This window comes from Micromonospora sp. NPDC005172 (assembly GCF_040608555.1).
GTDB lineage: Bacteria > Actinomycetota > Actinomycetes > Mycobacteriales > Micromonosporaceae > Micromonospora.
Genome location: NZ_JBEXIL010000022.1, coordinates 48,599 through 62,836, shown reverse-complemented (window position 1 = coordinate 62,836; position 14,238 = coordinate 48,599). Strand labels below are relative to the sequence as shown.

At 70.3% G+C, this 14,238-nt stretch carries 13 protein-coding genes and 1 pseudogene; 7 read left to right on the top strand and 7 right to left on the bottom strand.

All coding sequences use genetic code 11. The features are described 5' to 3' along the window. Positions 1–54: 54 nt before the first annotated feature. Both ABZV06_RS17335 and ABZV06_RS17330 read left to right on the top strand, forming a co-directional pair. On the top strand, positions 55–534 hold the full coding sequence (locus ABZV06_RS17335) for a GNAT family N-acetyltransferase (protein WP_355622495.1): 480 nt from the start codon (positions 55–57) through the stop codon (positions 532–534). Between the two features lie 97 nt (positions 535–631). Then, on the top strand, positions 632–1,132 hold the full coding sequence (locus ABZV06_RS17330; RefSeq protein WP_355240103.1) for a PepSY domain-containing protein: 501 nt from the start codon (positions 632–634) through the stop codon (positions 1,130–1,132). A gap of 81 nt (positions 1,133–1,213) precedes the next feature. On the opposite strand, the gene ABZV06_RS17325 is transcribed toward ABZV06_RS17330, so the two are convergent. Continuing rightward, positions 1,214–3,118: an ABC transporter ATP-binding protein gene (locus ABZV06_RS17325; RefSeq protein ID WP_355240298.1), complete on the bottom strand. Its 1,905-nt coding sequence runs from the start codon at positions 3,116–3,118 to the stop codon at positions 1,214–1,216. Between the two features lie 171 nt (positions 3,119–3,289). On the opposite strand from ABZV06_RS17325, the gene ABZV06_RS17320 reads away from it, so the two are divergent. Next, on the top strand, positions 3,290–3,808 hold the full coding sequence (locus ABZV06_RS17320; protein WP_355622492.1) for a pyridoxamine 5'-phosphate oxidase family protein: 519 nt from the start codon (positions 3,290–3,292) through the stop codon (positions 3,806–3,808). A 39-nt stretch (positions 3,809–3,847) separates the two neighbouring features. Then, positions 3,848–4,547, top strand: a pseudogene (locus tag ABZV06_RS17315) (IS5 family transposase). A gap of 14 nt (positions 4,548–4,561) precedes the next feature. Here ABZV06_RS17315 and ABZV06_RS17310 read toward each other — a convergent pair. The 5 genes from ABZV06_RS17310 to ABZV06_RS17290 all read right to left on the bottom strand — a co-directional run bounded on the left by ABZV06_RS17310 (position 4,562) and on the right by ABZV06_RS17290 (position 9,230). Beyond that, a complete protein-coding gene (locus ABZV06_RS17310; protein ID WP_355622489.1) occupies positions 4,562–4,900 on the bottom strand; it encodes a GNAT family N-acetyltransferase in 339 nt (112 codons plus the stop codon). 3 nt (positions 4,901–4,903) lie between these two features. Beyond that, the gene (locus tag ABZV06_RS17305; RefSeq protein WP_355622486.1) at positions 4,904–6,157 is read right to left on the bottom strand and encodes a DUF222 domain-containing protein; all 1,254 of its coding nucleotides are present in this window, start codon (positions 6,155–6,157) and stop codon (positions 4,904–4,906) included. A 111-nt stretch (positions 6,158–6,268) separates the two neighbouring features. Further along, positions 6,269–6,784, bottom strand: a complete 516-nt coding sequence (locus ABZV06_RS17300) for a hypothetical protein (protein WP_355240091.1) — start codon at positions 6,782–6,784, stop codon at positions 6,269–6,271. Between the two features lie 150 nt (positions 6,785–6,934). Next, positions 6,935–8,155 (bottom strand): chitosanase, encoded by a 1,221-nt coding sequence (locus ABZV06_RS17295; RefSeq protein ID WP_355240088.1) that lies wholly within the window; start codon positions 8,153–8,155, stop codon positions 6,935–6,937. Between the two features lie 118 nt (positions 8,156–8,273). Continuing rightward, positions 8,274–9,230: a LysR family transcriptional regulator gene (locus ABZV06_RS17290; RefSeq protein ID WP_355622483.1), complete on the bottom strand. Its 957-nt coding sequence runs from the start codon at positions 9,228–9,230 to the stop codon at positions 8,274–8,276. Between the two features lie 70 nt (positions 9,231–9,300). Here ABZV06_RS17290 and ABZV06_RS17285 point away from each other — a divergent pair, with 70 nt between their 5' ends. Together ABZV06_RS17285 and ABZV06_RS17280 are read left to right on the top strand one after the other, a co-directional pair. Next, positions 9,301–10,179, top strand: coding sequence for a dihydrodipicolinate synthase family protein (locus ABZV06_RS17285; protein ID WP_355240082.1), 879 nt, complete (start codon positions 9,301–9,303; stop codon positions 10,177–10,179). 174 nt (positions 10,180–10,353) lie between these two features. Beyond that, on the top strand, positions 10,354–10,968 hold the full coding sequence (locus ABZV06_RS17280) for a hypothetical protein (RefSeq protein WP_355240079.1): 615 nt from the start codon (positions 10,354–10,356) through the stop codon (positions 10,966–10,968). Positions 10,969–10,981: 13 nt separating this feature from the next. On the opposite strand, the gene ABZV06_RS17275 is transcribed toward ABZV06_RS17280, so the two are convergent. Continuing rightward, a complete protein-coding gene (locus ABZV06_RS17275; protein WP_355622480.1) occupies positions 10,982–12,607 on the bottom strand; it encodes a glycoside hydrolase family 43 protein in 1,626 nt (541 codons plus the stop codon). Between the two features lie 254 nt (positions 12,608–12,861). On the opposite strand from ABZV06_RS17275, the gene ABZV06_RS17270 reads away from it, so the two are divergent. Next, positions 12,862–14,157, top strand: a complete 1,296-nt coding sequence (locus tag ABZV06_RS17270; RefSeq protein ID WP_355240073.1) for an extracellular solute-binding protein — start codon at positions 12,862–12,864, stop codon at positions 14,155–14,157. Positions 14,158–14,238 lie beyond the last annotated feature (81 nt).

The following is a 14,238-nucleotide window of genomic DNA, read 5'->3' as shown; positions in this document are numbered from 1 at the left end:
TCAGTCCGAACAAGATATTGGACGTTCGAATAGCGGCGACCGGAGAATCGGGTCATGAACCCGAGCACGCTGACCGTCACGTCGATGACCATCGCCGAGGAGGCCGAGGCCTTCCGGACGCTGAACGAACAGTGGATCTCGCACACCTTCACCATCGAGGAGTCGGACCGCAAGACGCTCGGCGACCCGTTCGCTGCCATCGTCGAACCGGGCGGCGACGTGCTCGTCCTCCGCGACGGCGGGGAGGTCATCGGCTGTGTCGCCCTGGTGCGCAGCTCGGAGGACGTCTTCGAGTTGTCGAAGATGGCGGTTGCCCCGGCGGCGCGCGGAAGGGGCCTCGGCCGCCAGCTCATCGAGGCGGCGATCGAGCGGGCCCGCCAGCTCGGCGCGACCACCCTGTTCCTCGGCAGCAGTACCAAGCTCCCGAACGCCGTGCACCTCTACGAGACGGCCGGCTTCCAGCACGTCGATGCCGAACAGATCCCGCTGCCGCCGTACGCCCGCGCCGACGTCTTCATGCGCATGGCGCTCTGACCGCAGGCTTAACCCGGCCTTAGCGTTCGCACAGCGCGCTGCTATCCCGGTTCAGCCGATCCTCGTAGTCGACAACCGAGGAAAGGTGGACACCACGATGAAGCGGACCAATTTGCTCCTGGCGTCGGTCGGCGGGGCGGCGGTGCTGGCGGTGGCCGGGGCCGCGTTCGGCGTCACCGCCGCGAAGGACTCGCGCACCGACACGACGCTCGCCGCCGCGACCGTCGCGCCGACGGCCGACAGCACTACCGCCGCGCCGGCGACCAGCGATCCGTCGTCGACCGGCGCACCATCGGGTACGCCGACGAGCGGTGCCCCGTCGACCGGCGACACCCCGTCCCCGGGCGGCGCGCCGGCCGGCGCTGCCGTCGACGAGAAGCGAGCCGGAGAGATCGCGCTCACCAAGGCTGGCGGTGGCCAGATCGTCGAGGTCGAAGCCGAGCAGGAGCACGGCCGCCCGGTCTGGAGCGTGGAGATCGTCGCCGGCGACACCGAGCACGAGGTGGACGTCGACCGTGCGAACGGCTCGGTGGTCAAGGCCGAGCAGGAGCCGGTCGACGCCGACGACGACGCCGACGACAAGGACGACGACGACTGACCGTCGGCTCTCGCCGCCCGCCCCGGGGATCGACCCGAGGCGGGCGGCGCCGTCGTGGAGCAGGTGCCCCGGCACGGTGGTCTAGATCGGCACGCGTTGTTCCTGGACCGTCGGCTGCTCCTGGGCCGTCGGCTGCTCCTGGACCGTCGGCTGCTCCTGGGCCGTCGGTTGGTCCTGGGCGAACTGCGTGCGGTACAGCTCGTGGTAGCGGCCACCGGCCGCGAGCAGGTCGCCGTGTCGTCCGCGTTCGACGATCCGTCCGTCCTCCACGACGAGGATCTGGTCGGCTGCCCGGATGGTGGAGAGCCGGTGCGCGATGACCACGCTCGTACGACCGGTGAGTGCCTCGGCCAGGGCGTCCTGCACCGCCGCCTCCGAGGTGGAGTCGAGGTGCGCGGTGGCCTCGTCGAGGATGACCACGCGCGGCCGAGCCAGCAGCAGTCGCGCGATGGTGAGCCGTTGCCGTTCCCCACCGGACAGGCGGTATCCCCGCTCTCCGACGACGGTGTCGAGCCCGTCGGGAAGCGAGCGGATCAGGTCGGCGAGTCGGGCCCGCCGCAGCACGTCCCACATCTCGTCCTCGGTGGCGCCCGGCCGGGCGAACGCCAGGTTGGCGCGAATGCTCTCGTGGAAGAGGTGCCCGTCCTGGGTCACCACACCCAACGCCGTCCGGATCGACTCGGCGGACAGGTCGCGTACGTCGACGTCGCCGAGTCTCACGGCGCCGTCGTCGACGTCGTACAGGCGCGGCACCAGCTGTGCGATCGTCGACTTACCCGCTCCGGAGGAACCCACGAGCGCGACCATCTGCCCCGCCTCGGCGCGGAACGACACCTCGTGCAGCACCTCCTCGCCGCCACGCGTATCGAGCTTGACCACGTCCTCGAGGGACGCGAGGGACACCCGGTCCGCCGACGGATAGCCGAAGCGCACCCCGTTGAACTCGACCGCGACCGGCCCGTCGGGAAGGGGCCGTGCGTCGGGTTTGTCGAGGATCAGCGGTGTGAGGTCGAGGACCTCGAAGACCCGCTCGAAGCTCACCAGTGCGCTCATCACCTCGACCCGGGCGCTGGCCAGCGATGTCAACGGCGCGTAGAGGCGTGACAGGAGCAGCGCGAGGGCGACCACTGTTCCGGCGTCGAGGCTGCCCCGCAGGGCGTACAGGCCACCCAGCCCGTAGACCAGGGCCAGCGCCAGCGAGCCGACCACGGTGAGGGCGGTGATGAAGACCCACTGGAGCATGGCGGTGCGGACCCCGATGTCCCGTACCCGCCGTGCCCGCGCGGCGAACTCGGCGGACTCCTCGGCCGGCCGCCCGTACAACTTCACCAGGGTGGCGCCCGGTGCGGAGAACCGTTCCGTCATGCGTGTGCTCATGGCCGCGTTGTGCTCGGCCGCCTCACGCTGCAACCGGGCCAGCCGCGAACCGATGCGCCGGGCCGGTAGGACGAAGATCGGCAACAGGACGAGCGCCAGCAGCGTGATCTGCCACGAGAAGCTGAGCATCACGGCCAACGTCAGCACCAGCGTGACGGCGTTACCGACCACACTCGACAGGGTGTCGCTGAAGGCCCGCTGCGCGCCGATCACGTCGTTGTTCAGCCGGCTGACCAGCGCACCTGTGCGGGTCCGCGTGAAGAACGCCACCGGCATCTGTTGGACGTGGTCGAAGACAGCCGTTCGCAGTTGGACGATCAGCCCCTCACCGATGCTGGCGGAGAGGAATCGCGTCACCAGACCGAGGCCGGCCTCGGCGAGGGCGATCACCGCGATCAGTACGGCCAACCGGACCACGACACCGCCGTCGGCGCCGTCCACGATCGCGTCGACCACCCGACCGGCGAGAATCGGCGACGCGACCGTGAGAACGGCCGTCACGACGCTCAACACGAGAAATCTGATGATCAGTGCGCGGTGCGGCCGTGCGAACCGCGCGATCCGCTTCAGGGTGGCGCGGGACAGCGGACGCTCGTCCCGTGCGTTCATCGCGTGGCGCAGTGACGTCCACGCGGTAACTTCCATGCTCATGCGTACCTCCGATACCGGAGGCTAGGACCTCACCCGAGCTTTAGGTCAAGTCGTGGGTGTGGTTGGGCGGGGCCGAACTGCTCCGCACGACAGTGTGAGTAGGGTGCTCGTCATGATCGGGGACGCCGCATGCCGTTGACGAATCCGTGGCTGGCCGGGCCCACACCGGCTGGGCGACTCGATCGTGAACGGCTCGAAGAGCGCATCCTCAACCTGCTGTCGTCGCAGAACATGTGCGTGCTCGCGACCACGGGGCCGGACGGCCCGCTGGCCACCCCGGTGCGGTACTACCCGCTCGGCTTCACGGTGCTGTTCACGGCCGCGCCACGTTCGCCGAAGATGCGCAACATCGCTGCCGATCGACGCGTGTCCGTCGGGATCTTCGCGCCGCTGGTCGGGCTGGCCAGCAGCCGTGGGGCTCAGTTGTTCGGTACTGCCCGGGTGCTCGACCCGGCGCATCCGGACCGAGCGCACTACTGGGAGGCGTTCCGATGGGAGAACGAGCATGCCGAGCGGGGGCGGTCGCTGTCCGAGCCGCCCCAAGACACCCTTGTGGTCGTCGCGCCGGAGCGGATCGTCTATACCGAGCACTGGATGCGACGTGAAGGGTTCGCACCCCGCCAAGTCTGGCGCCCGCTCGTCACATGATCGGCCGGACACTTCCTTGGGCGTGTCGTGTCGATCTTGTTGGTCGTTTCACGATGTGCCGGTGGTGAGTTGACCGATGAGGCGTGGGCGGTGATCGCGCCGCTGCTGCCGGAGCCGGGTGGTGCGCGGGACGGTGGCGGGATCACCGCCAGGTCATCAACGGGACGATCGTGCGGGCGCACCAGCATGCCGCTGGCGCTTGCGAAAAAAGGGCTCCACGACAGGTCCGGCGACACCCTCACGCGCAAGATGGCGAGGCCATCGGCCGGTCCCGCGGCGGGTTGAGCACGAAGATTCACCTCGCGGTCGACGGAGGCGGCCGGCCGCTGTCGATCCAGCTCACCCCGGGTCAGGCGGCGAAAACCCGCAGCTTTGGCGCTGCTGGACTCGATCCGGGTCAACGAGCCCGGACCGGGGCGGCCCCGCAAACGTCCCGAGGTGCTGATCGCGGACAAGGGCTACGCCCACGACTCCACCCGTCGAGCCCCGCGACCGCGCGGGATCCGCCACGTCATCCCGGAGCGATCCGACCAGGTCGCCCGCCGCAACGCCAAGGGCAGCCCCGGCGGCAGGCCGCCGGCCTTCGTCAAGCAGGTCCACCGCATACGCAACGTCGTGGAACGCTTCTTCAACCGATTCAAGCAGTGGCGTGACCTGGCCACCCGCTACGCCAAACGGGCATGCATCCCTCTACCGATCAAGCCTGGTCCTCATCGCCGCCATCATCTGGCTCCGATGACGGCACTGCGGCCGCTACTTCACGCTCTTACCTAGGGACAGGCCGGTGTCGGTGTAGCCGTGCCGGCTGTAGAAGCGCACTGCATCGGCGTTGCGGTGGTGGATGCCAGCCGACAGGCACGTGATCCCCCGGTCGCTTGCCCACTGTTCGGCCGCCGTGAGCAACGCTGATCCCACCCCGAGCCCTCTGGCAGCGGGCAGTACAACCGTGTGGACCTGGGCCGACGGTTTAGGACGCAGGATCTGATGGTCCGGCGGATCGGAATGCCGCAGCACTTCGATCATTCCGACTACCTGGCCGTCATGCCCCTCAGTGACGAGGACGCCATCCCGCCCGGCCTCGTCGGCCGCCATGGCCTAGTTACGTCGGTGGTAGTGGTTCCGGCGGGGGATCTGGTCGGGATCGAGCCAGGCCGGTGGGGTGAATTCGGGGTGGCCGTCGTTTCCGAGGTGGACGGTCCATTCGCTGTGGTGGACGTGTCGGTGGTGATGGGCGCAGAGCAGCACGGCATTGGCAAGGCTGGTGGGGCCACCGTCGGTCCAGTGGCGGATGTGGTGGGCGTCACACCAGCGGGGTGGCCGGTCGCAGCCGGGGAAGGCGCAGCCGCGGTCGCGCAGGACCAGCGCACGTCGTAGGGGGCCGGTGATGAGCCGCCGTTGCCGACCGACGTCGAGGGTCTGGCTGGTGCCGCCGAGGACGGCGGGAAGGATGGCCGCGTCGCAGGCCAGCCGGCGAACCGTCTGCGGGGTCACGGTGAAGCCGGCGTCGAGGGTGCCGGCGCTCAGTCCCCGTGCGAGGGCGTCGTAGCTGGTGGTGATGACGATCTGGGCGGGGTCACCACCGTGCTCGGGCAGATCGCCGGTGCGCAGGGTGAGTCGGCAGAGGTCGGCGAGGGCGTCATGGCGGCGTTGGCCTGGAAAGCGTTGGTCGTCGGGGCCGCTGGGTGCGCTGAGTGGGTCGATGGCGGCACGCAGCACGCCGGCGGTTTCGGCGTCGAGGATGCCGGTGAGACGTAGTCGGCCGTCGGTCTGCGCAGACAGGGTGAGATGCCGGTCGCGGTCGGCTCGGCGGGCGTCGGCGTCGAGCGCGGCCTTCGCGGCGGCCTCGGCGACGTCGGGGGCGACGTGGTCGAGGATGCGGCTGCTCACCTTGCGCAGCAGGGTGGGGTCGAACTGCCCCGCCCATTCGACGAGGACGCCGACGGCCTTGTCGGCGGCTGCGGTGCCGGCGGAGTCGTGCACCGTGGTGACGGTGTCGGTGATGACGCGGGCCTGCTCGGCGGTGATGTTCCCGTCGGCCAACGCCTGCCGGACTCCGCCGTTGTGGCCGTTGTCGAGGGCGGCGGCGAGATCGACGAGCCGACGAGCGGTGGGAACGGTGAGGCGCAGGCGCTCGCGCAACCAGACCGTCGTGCAGGACGCGCCCTGGGCGCGGGCCGTGCCCCGGCCGTCGAGCTCGCGGACGAGGGTCAGCTCGATCGCGGCGAGGCGTTGCGTGAGGCGGTGCGCGGCGTCGAGCGCGGCGATCAGATCGTGCTCCGCAAGGGTCCAGGCCGCCGCGTCGACGCAGGCCGCGACCGCGTCGTCCGCCTGCGCCAGCTCCTCGACCATGACCTGACACTAGGACAGGTGTACGACACTTTCGGTCATCATGATCGATAGGCGATCCAGACGGACACGGGTTGCCACATCGCGGTGGGGGGCGGTGGAGCCCAGCTCACCTCACTCGTCGTCGGCGTCCTCGTCCTCGTCCAGGGGACGCTCGTGACCTGTTCGGCCGAGATGGCCCGTCGAGTCGCGCCACCACTCTGCGCCCGCGTTGTCCCTGAAGGTCAACACCGGACGGCGGCGTGCACCCTCGATCTCGGAGGGCACCTGAGTCTCGAAACGCTCGCCCGGCAGCAGGACGTCTCGCTGCGTGACGACGCGCAGCGCCATGTCCTGTCCCAGATCGAAGTGCACCGAGAGTCGGTAGATCGGAAGCGCCGACATGTTCGTCACCACAAAGGTCAGCTCGGGCTCCGATATGGGCTCCGGCTCATCCTCGTCGAGGTCGAGCGGCTCGACGTCGTCGCGGATCCACACGCCGATCGACGCTGCCTGCTGCCTCGCCCACTGCATCTCGGTACGACGATCACGCTCGGACTCGATCTTGTAGAGCCGGTATGCGACGAACCCCGCTATCGCCGCGAGCAGCGCGCCAGCCGCTGACCCCACCGCGTCCACGACACCCCACACAGGCCGTAGCGTACCGACGACGTCAACGAACGCCGACCGATGTGCCGGTCATCGTCAACGTCGGACGACGCCGACGGTGACCGCGCCGCCACCCGCATGCCCGATCGGGGCAGCCGGCAGCGGCGCGATCACCGTTGTCACGTCGTACGGTCAGCTGATGCGGAACTGCTGACCGTAGACGGCGAATGCCAACGGCGTGTTCAGGTTGAAGTTGCCGTTGTTGAGGAACACCCGCTGGGCCGTGTCCACGCGGGAGGTGTCCGAGTGGGCCTCTTCCTTCTTCATCTCGATGACCCGCTCGTCGAGGAACGCGTTGAGCCAGGTCCGCTCGTCGCCACCCTGCGCCGGGGGCTTCGCCCGGGCGAGGGCGCGGCTGCGGATCTGGCGCATGCCCTCGTACCCGTGCATGACCGCCGCGTCGTAGTAGGCGAACTGGCCGAGTGCCCGTACCCCGTCGTTCTTGCCGTCGCGGACCGACGGGTTGAAGTAGACCCGGTCCCGCTCGGCCTCCTGCGCGGCCCGGAACACGGAGTCGTTGGCGGCGGTGCGCCAGTCGCGGGTGAAGTTCGGGTCGAGGCCCGAGTGCGACGCGGTGCCGTTGACGGCGCGCAGCGCCGGCAGGTAGCCGGCCAGCACGTTGCCGGGCTTGGTGTTCGTGTACGCCTGGACCAGTTCGAGCATGTCGCCGGTGCCGGAGCAGAAGCCGATGATGCCGGCGGTGTAGCCCCGGCCGTCGCCGATGTCCTCGATGTAGGAGAACTGGGCACGCCAGTCGAGTGAGGAGTTCTCCGCCGCCGACACGAGCTGCATGGCGACGTCCTTCTTCGCCGGGTCGTCCAGATTGGTGCCGGTCGAGCCGCTGGCGGTCGGCGTGGGGGTGGGGTTGCCGCCGCCGCCCGGAAGGGTCCACTGCTGGTTGGTGGTGCCGCCGCAGGTCCAGATCTGCAGCCGGGCGCCGTTCGCGGTGCTGCGGTCGGTCACGTCGAGGCACTTGCCCGAGGCGGTGTTGACCAGGGCGCCGCCGCTGGCGGCGGTCCACTTCTGGGCGCCGGTGCTGTTGCAGTCGTACAGCTGGATCTTTGCGCCGTTGGCGGTCGAGGCGGCGGTGACGTCGAGGCACTTGCCGAGTGCGCGGATCGAGTTGTCGGTGTTGCCGACCGTCCACGTCTGGGCTGCGCTGCCGTTGCAGTCGTAGAGCTGCACGGCCGTGCCGTTGGCCGAGCTGGCACCGGCCACGTCGACGCACTTGCCGGCCAGGCCGGTGATCGGGCCGGCGGTCGCGGCGCTGGCCGACGGCAGGCCGTAGCCGACCGCCGCGACGCCGATCAGCAGGGTGCCCACGGCGTAGGCGGCTGTTCTCTTACGCACCATGGTGTTCCTCGGGGGAAAGGGGCGGCATGCCGCCGACCGGTCGGGTGCCCGGCGTGGGGGAGGGCGCCAAGGCACCGCGAGAATCAGGAAACTCTATTAACAGATAGCAGCAGGTCGATCAACTGTCAATCGGAACTCCACTGGGCAGGGCGGTGGTGGCTCTGCGTAGCGCCCAGACGCATGCCAACACCGCAGGGTGGTCGCCCGCACCCCTGCGGTAGGCGATTCTCGTGCGTCGGCGGAGGGTCAGCGGGAGGAGGCGAACCTGCGGCGAGGGCTGCGTGACGGCGAGCTGTGGGACGAGCGCGACCCCCTCGCCCGCGGCGACCAGGGCGAGCATGGCGGTGAAGTCGTCGACGTGGTGCCGCACCGCCGGGGCGAAACCCGCCATCTGGCAGACGTGCAGGGCGACCGAGTGACAGAGCGTCCCGGGGCTGCCGACGATCCACTGTGCGTCGCGCGCACCGCCGACCGGATCGTTGACCGCGCCGAGATCCGCGCCGCCGACCGCGCCGAGATCCGCGTCGTCGTCCGACAGGACCCCAGCGGGTACGGCCAGGTGGACGGTCTCCTCCAGCAGCGCGATGGAGTCCAGCGCCGGGTCGGGTGGGACCGGCGCGATGTCGTAGTCGTGCAGCAGCGCGACGTCGAGCTGCCGGCTCCGCAGGGCGGCCGGCATGTCGACCGGGTCCAACTCGGTGATCATCAGGTCCAGTGCCGGATGGTCGCGGGCCAGGGTGACCAGCGCCGCCGGTAGCAGGGTGCGTACGGCGCTGGGAAAGGCGCCGATGCGCACGCTCCCGCGCAGGCCCGTCCGGGCGGCCGCCAGGGTCGCGTCGGCGGCTTCCAGCGCTGCCAGGATGACCTCGGTGTGCCGCACGAGCGCGGTCGCCGTCGCCGTGAGGCTGACCCGGCGCCCACTGCGCTCCAGCAGGCGGATGCCCGCCTCCCGTTGCAGGGCGGCCAGTTGCTGCGAGACGGCGGACGGCGTGTAGGCGTGCGCCTGGGCGACCGAGGCGATGGTCCCGAGACGGGCCAGATCTCGCAGTAGGACGAGACGACGGACGTCAAGCATCAGGCCAGCTTACGTATTGGTTGAGCAATCGGAACTGGACCTTCCTGATCGGTCGCCGGAGAGTGAGGGCATGACCCTGACCGGCCTTTACGTTCCACTGATCACCCCGTTCGACGACTCCGGCGCCGTTGCCACCGACGCGTTGACGTCCCTGGCCGTCGACGTCCTGGACGCCGGCGCGGCCGGTGTGGTCGCGCTGGGCACGACGGGCGAGCCGGCCGCGCTCACCGACGAGGAGCGGAGCGCGGTGCTCGACGTCCTGGGGGCGGTGTGCCGGGAGCGTCGCGCGCGTCTGCTCGTGGGCGCCAACAGCGCCGAGGCCTTACGCGCGCTGGCCGACCGGCCCGAGGTGACGGCGGCCCTGACCCTGGTGCCCCCGTTCCTGCGGCCGGGCGCTCCGGGAGTGCTCGCCTACTTCGCCCACCTCGTCCGGGCCAGCCCCGTGCCGCTGGTCGTCTACCACGTGCCGTACCGGACCGGGCAGCAGCTCGACGCCGACGACCTGCGGCGGCTCGCGGAGTTGCCCGGCGTCGTCGGCGTCAAGTACGCCACGGGAGGGATCGACGCGGACACCGTCGACCTCCTCGCCGACGTCCCGCCCGGGTTCGCCGTACTCGGTGGTGAGGATCCGCTCCTGTCCCCGCTGCTCGCCCTCGGCGCGCACGGCGCCATAGCCGCCTCGGCCCAGGTCGCGGCCGGGGACTACGTCCGGTTGGTCGCGCACTGGCAGGCGGGCGACGTCACGCCCGCGAGGTCGCTGGGCCACCGACTCGCGGGCCTGTCGGCGGCGCTGTTCGCCGAGCCCAACCCGAGCGTCGTCAAGTCGGTGCTGCACGCGCGGGGACGCATCCCGACCCCGTCGGTACGCCTGCCGCTGCTGCCCGCCAGTCAGGACGCGACGCGGCGGGCGCTCGGGCGCCTGGAGGGGTTGAGCAGCGAGCCGAGGTGAGCGGCGGCCCCGGGCCGCGATCCGGCGACGCGGCACGTCGGAGACGAAGATCATTTGTTCATCAACCGGTCGCCCGGCTGTGCGCGACGGTGGCTATCGTCAGCCCGCGCGAGGGCCCGGACGATGCCGGGTCGAGCCGCGTCAGCAGCACCACCGAGCCGCGAGGAGCGTTCCATGGCAGTCGTTTTCCGCCGTACCCACTTCTGGTGGGCCGCCGCGGTCGCCGTGCTCGCCGCGGCGGCGCTGACGGCCTGCGGCAGCGACGACCGCGCCGAACCGGCCGCCGCGCCCACCACCGGCGGTGCGGTCGCGCCGACGGCGACCGCGCCGCCCGCTCCGCCGCAGGGAAAGCTGCGCGGGTACGGCACGGTGCGGCAGCTCACCGAGACCGCCGACCTGGTCGTGCGCGGCGAGGTCGCGTCCGCCGGCTTCCGGGTCGACGAGGTCCTGCGGGCCAGGACCGACACCGGTGTACGCGCCGGAGCGTCGATCACACTCGCCAGCCTCGACGCCGGTGTGGCGGACATGGCCCACATGTCGACCCTCGACGTGGGTCAGAGAGTGGTCCTCTACCTGTCCCAGGACGCGGGGGCCGCGACGCCGACGTTCCGGACGCTCAGCGGCGATTTCGGCGTCTTCGACGTCACCGGGGCCGGTGACGATGCCGTCGCGTCCAGCCGCTCGCAGGCCATGGCCGTCACCGGCCTGCGCACGGAGGACGCGACGGCGTCGGGTCACGGCTTCCGTACCACCCTCGGTCAGTTGCGCGCGGTCGCCCAGCGCCCCTGAGGCGTCCGCGTGCTCAGTGCTCCCGGTAGGTGGCCCGGTCGAAGTCGGCGTACACCCCGTCGCCGCCGAGATCCTGCACCCACAGGCCGAGGAAGGAGCCGGTGAAACCCCAGGCTGCGGGCTCCCCGTCGATGATCAGCGCGGCGTGCTCGTCGGACAGGATCGTCGCGTCCAGGTCGACGGGCAGGCGCTGCCAACCGGCCCCGAGGTCGTAGTCGAAACGCACCACGGGTCCGTCGAACACCGCCCGCAGACCGACCTGGGCGACGCCGGTGGCGTCGACGGTCAGCTCCGGGTACGGGGTGCGTCGGCCGTTGTCGGAGCTGAGCAGCTCCAACACCGTACGTCCGTCGTCGGCGCGGGTCAGGTAGAGGTGGTGCCAGTTCAGGGTGTTGTAGTACGCGGTGATCCCCGCGAGCTGCCGGTGGTCGATCGGGTCGAACTCGACGACGGTCTCCAGTGAGCAGTGCGTCGCCCCGACCCGTCGCGCGACCAGGCTCGGCGCCTGCCGGCCCACCGGTGACTGTCCACCGTGGACACGCAGGTGCGAGGGCCGCGAGCGCAGGTCGATCCAGTCGGCGCTGGCCGGCCGGCGCAGCGTCGACCAGCAGGAAGCCAGCTCGGCGGCGTCGAAGTCGTCGGTCGCGGGCTCCTCGGGCCACGGGTGCGGCGACAGGTCCGGGGCGACGACCTCCTCGGCCGGCACCCCGCCGGCGATGCGGGGCCAACCGCCGTCCGGCCACTCGACCCGCTGGATCGCGGTCTCCCGACCGAGCACGCAGTTGCCCAGCGGCGAGTAGGGACGACCGACCAGGTGGGCCAGGTACCAGCCGCCGTCGGGGGTCTGCACGAGGCTGCCGTGACCGGCCTTCTGCAACCGCAGGTCGGGCCGACCCACCGAGGTCAGCAGGGGCCCGTCCGGGTCCACCTCGTACGGGCCGAACAGCTCCCGCGAGCGCGCCACGGTCACCTGGTGCTCCCAGCTGGTGCCACCCTCGGCGGTGATCAGCCAGTACCAGCCGTCGTGGCGGTACAGGTGCGGCCCCTCGGTCACCCCTACCGACGTGCCGGTGAACAGGATGCGCGGCCGGCCGACGAGACGACGGGTCGCCCGGTCGTACTGCTGGATCTCGATGCCGCCGAACCGGTCCCGGCCGGGACGCCAGTCCGCGCTCATGCTCAGCAGCCAGGTGCGGCCGTCGTCGTCGTGGAACAGGGCGGCGTCGAAGCCACGCCCGTGCAGCTTCACCGGGTCCGACCAGGGCCCGGCGATGTCGGGCGCGGTGATCAGGAAGTTCTGCGGGTCCCAGTAACCGCTGGCGAAGCTGGCCACGTCGCTGTAGACGAGGTGGAACTCCCCATCGTGGTACGTCAGGTCGGGCGCCCACACACCGTTGGAGTCGCCGCAGCCGCGCAGATCGAGCAGGCGGCGGTCGGTGATGATGCCACCCAGCGGGCGCCAGTTCACGAGGTCGCGCGAGTGGTGCACGCGTACCCCCGGATACCACTCGAAGGTCGAGGTGGCCAGGTAGAAGTCATCGCCGACGCGCAGGATCGACGGGTCCGGGTGGAACCCGGCGAGGACGGGGTTGCGGATCGACCAGGCAGCGGTCGCCACGTCAGCGGTGTCGGTCGACACGGGGGCTCCTCTGTGCGGTGCGGCTGTGAAACTTCCGGAAACTTGCGGGTACCAGATCACTGGAAGCCCCTCGTACGGTAGCCGGTCTTATCGCGATAGGACAGGGGTCTTGACCGCTGGGGGAACTGCTCGTAGCGTCCCGGCCATCGATCGGTAATACCGACGAAGCAATGAAAGTTCCGGAGATCCAGGTTCGAACCCTTGCCGGCTCGGCCGGCGTCCGAGCACACCGTGAGTCCCCGAAGGGATGGATCATGACAGCGCACCTCTCCCGCCGATCGCTGCTCGGCCTTGCCGGCGCCGGCGCCGGCGCCTACCTGCTCAGCGCCTGCAGTGGCGATGACAAGTCCAGCGACCCGAACGCGCCGCAGACGATCAACTGGTGGCACATCCAGAACACCGAGCCGATGCTGCCGGTCTGGGCCGCGATGGCCAACGAGTACAAGACCGCGCACAGCAACGTCACGTTCACCATCCAGCCGCTGGAGAACGAGGCGTTCAAGGCCAAGCTCACCACCGCCACGCAGGCGGGCGACCCGCCGGACCTCTTCCAGTCCTGGGGCGGCGGCGTGCTCAAGCAGCAGGTCGACGCGGGTCTGGTCAAGGACCTCACCGATGACGTGAAGGACCTGGTCGGCGGCATCCTGCCCGCCGCCATGGGCCCGTACACGATCGACGGCAAGATCTACGGCATCCCGTTCGACATCGGCATGGTCGGGTTCTGGTACAACAAGGACCTCTTCACCCGCGCCGGCATCACCGAGCCCCCCACCACCTGGACCGCTCTGCTGGACGCGGTCCGCAAGCTCAAGACCGCCGGCATCACCCCGGTCGCCATCGCCGGCAAGGACAAGTGGCCGGCCCACTTCTACTGGTCGTACCTGGCGATGCGCATCGGTGGCGTCGGCGCGCTGCAGAAGGCCGTCGACGACAAGAACTTCGACACCCCCGACCTGGTCGCCGCAGGTGAGCGCCTCAAGGAGCTCGTCGACCTGCAGCCGTTCCAGAAGGGCTTCCTCGGTGCCGAGTACGGCTCCCCGGACGGGCAGGCCGCCACCATGGGCAACGGCGGCGCGGCCATGGAGCTGATGGGTCAGTGGGCGCCGGCGGTGCAGGCGTCCAGCTCGACCAGCAAGAAGGGCATCGGCGACAAGCTGGGCTTCTTCCCGTTCCCCGCCGTGGACGGCGGCAAGGGCACCGCTACCGAGGTCTTCGGCGGCGGCAACGGTTTCGCCGTCGGCAAGGACGCCCCGGCCGCCACGATCGACTTCCTGAAGTTCCTGCTCAGCGTCGACAACCAGCGCCGGTCCGCCAAGACCGGCGCGGTCCTGCCCACGGTCAAGGACGCCACCGACGCCATCAGCGACCCGAACAACAAGGTCGTCGCGGAGACCCTGGCGAAGAACACCGGCTTCCAGCTCTACCTCGACCAGGCGTACGCGCCGGCGCTCGGGCAGCAGATCAACGACAGCGTCGCCGAGATCATCGCCGGCAAGAAGGCCCCCGCGGCGATCCTCAAGGACATCACGCAGGTGGCGAAGACCGCCTGACCGTGACCCCGTACCCATCCGTAGCCGGCGATCGACATCGAGTGGAGCAGGAATGACCAGGCCATCGACCGTGTCGTACAC

Bases quoted from the DNA above. Each gene is read 5' to 3' on its own strand.
- ABZV06_RS17320 (WP_355622492.1), top strand. From the start codon at position 3,290: ATGCCGTTGACGAATCCGTGGCTGGCCGGGCCCACACCGGCTGGGCGA.
- ABZV06_RS17295 (WP_355240088.1), bottom strand. From the start codon at position 8,155: ATGGTGCGTAAGAGAACAGCCGCCTACGCCGTGGGCACCCTGCTGATC.
- ABZV06_RS17270 (WP_355240073.1), top strand. From the start codon at position 12,862: ATGACAGCGCACCTCTCCCGCCGATCGCTGCTCGGCCTTGCCGGCGCC.
- ABZV06_RS17330 (WP_355240103.1), top strand. From the start codon at position 632: ATGAAGCGGACCAATTTGCTCCTGGCGTCGGTCGGCGGGGCGGCGGTG.
- ABZV06_RS17290 (WP_355622483.1), bottom strand. From the start codon at position 9,230: ATGCTTGACGTCCGTCGTCTCGTCCTACTGCGAGATCTGGCCCGTCTC.
- ABZV06_RS17310 (WP_355622489.1), bottom strand. From the start codon at position 4,900: ATGGCGGCCGACGAGGCCGGGCGGGATGGCGTCCTCGTCACTGAGGGG.
- ABZV06_RS17285 (WP_355240082.1), top strand. From the start codon at position 9,301: ATGACCCTGACCGGCCTTTACGTTCCACTGATCACCCCGTTCGACGAC.
- ABZV06_RS17325 (WP_355240298.1), bottom strand. From the start codon at position 3,118: ATGAACGCACGGGACGAGCGTCCGCTGTCCCGCGCCACCCTGAAGCGG.
- ABZV06_RS17280 (WP_355240079.1), top strand. From the start codon at position 10,354: ATGGCAGTCGTTTTCCGCCGTACCCACTTCTGGTGGGCCGCCGCGGTC.
- ABZV06_RS17305 (WP_355622486.1), bottom strand. From the start codon at position 6,157: ATGGTCGAGGAGCTGGCGCAGGCGGACGACGCGGTCGCGGCCTGCGTC.
- ABZV06_RS17335 (WP_355622495.1), top strand. From the start codon at position 55: ATGAACCCGAGCACGCTGACCGTCACGTCGATGACCATCGCCGAGGAG.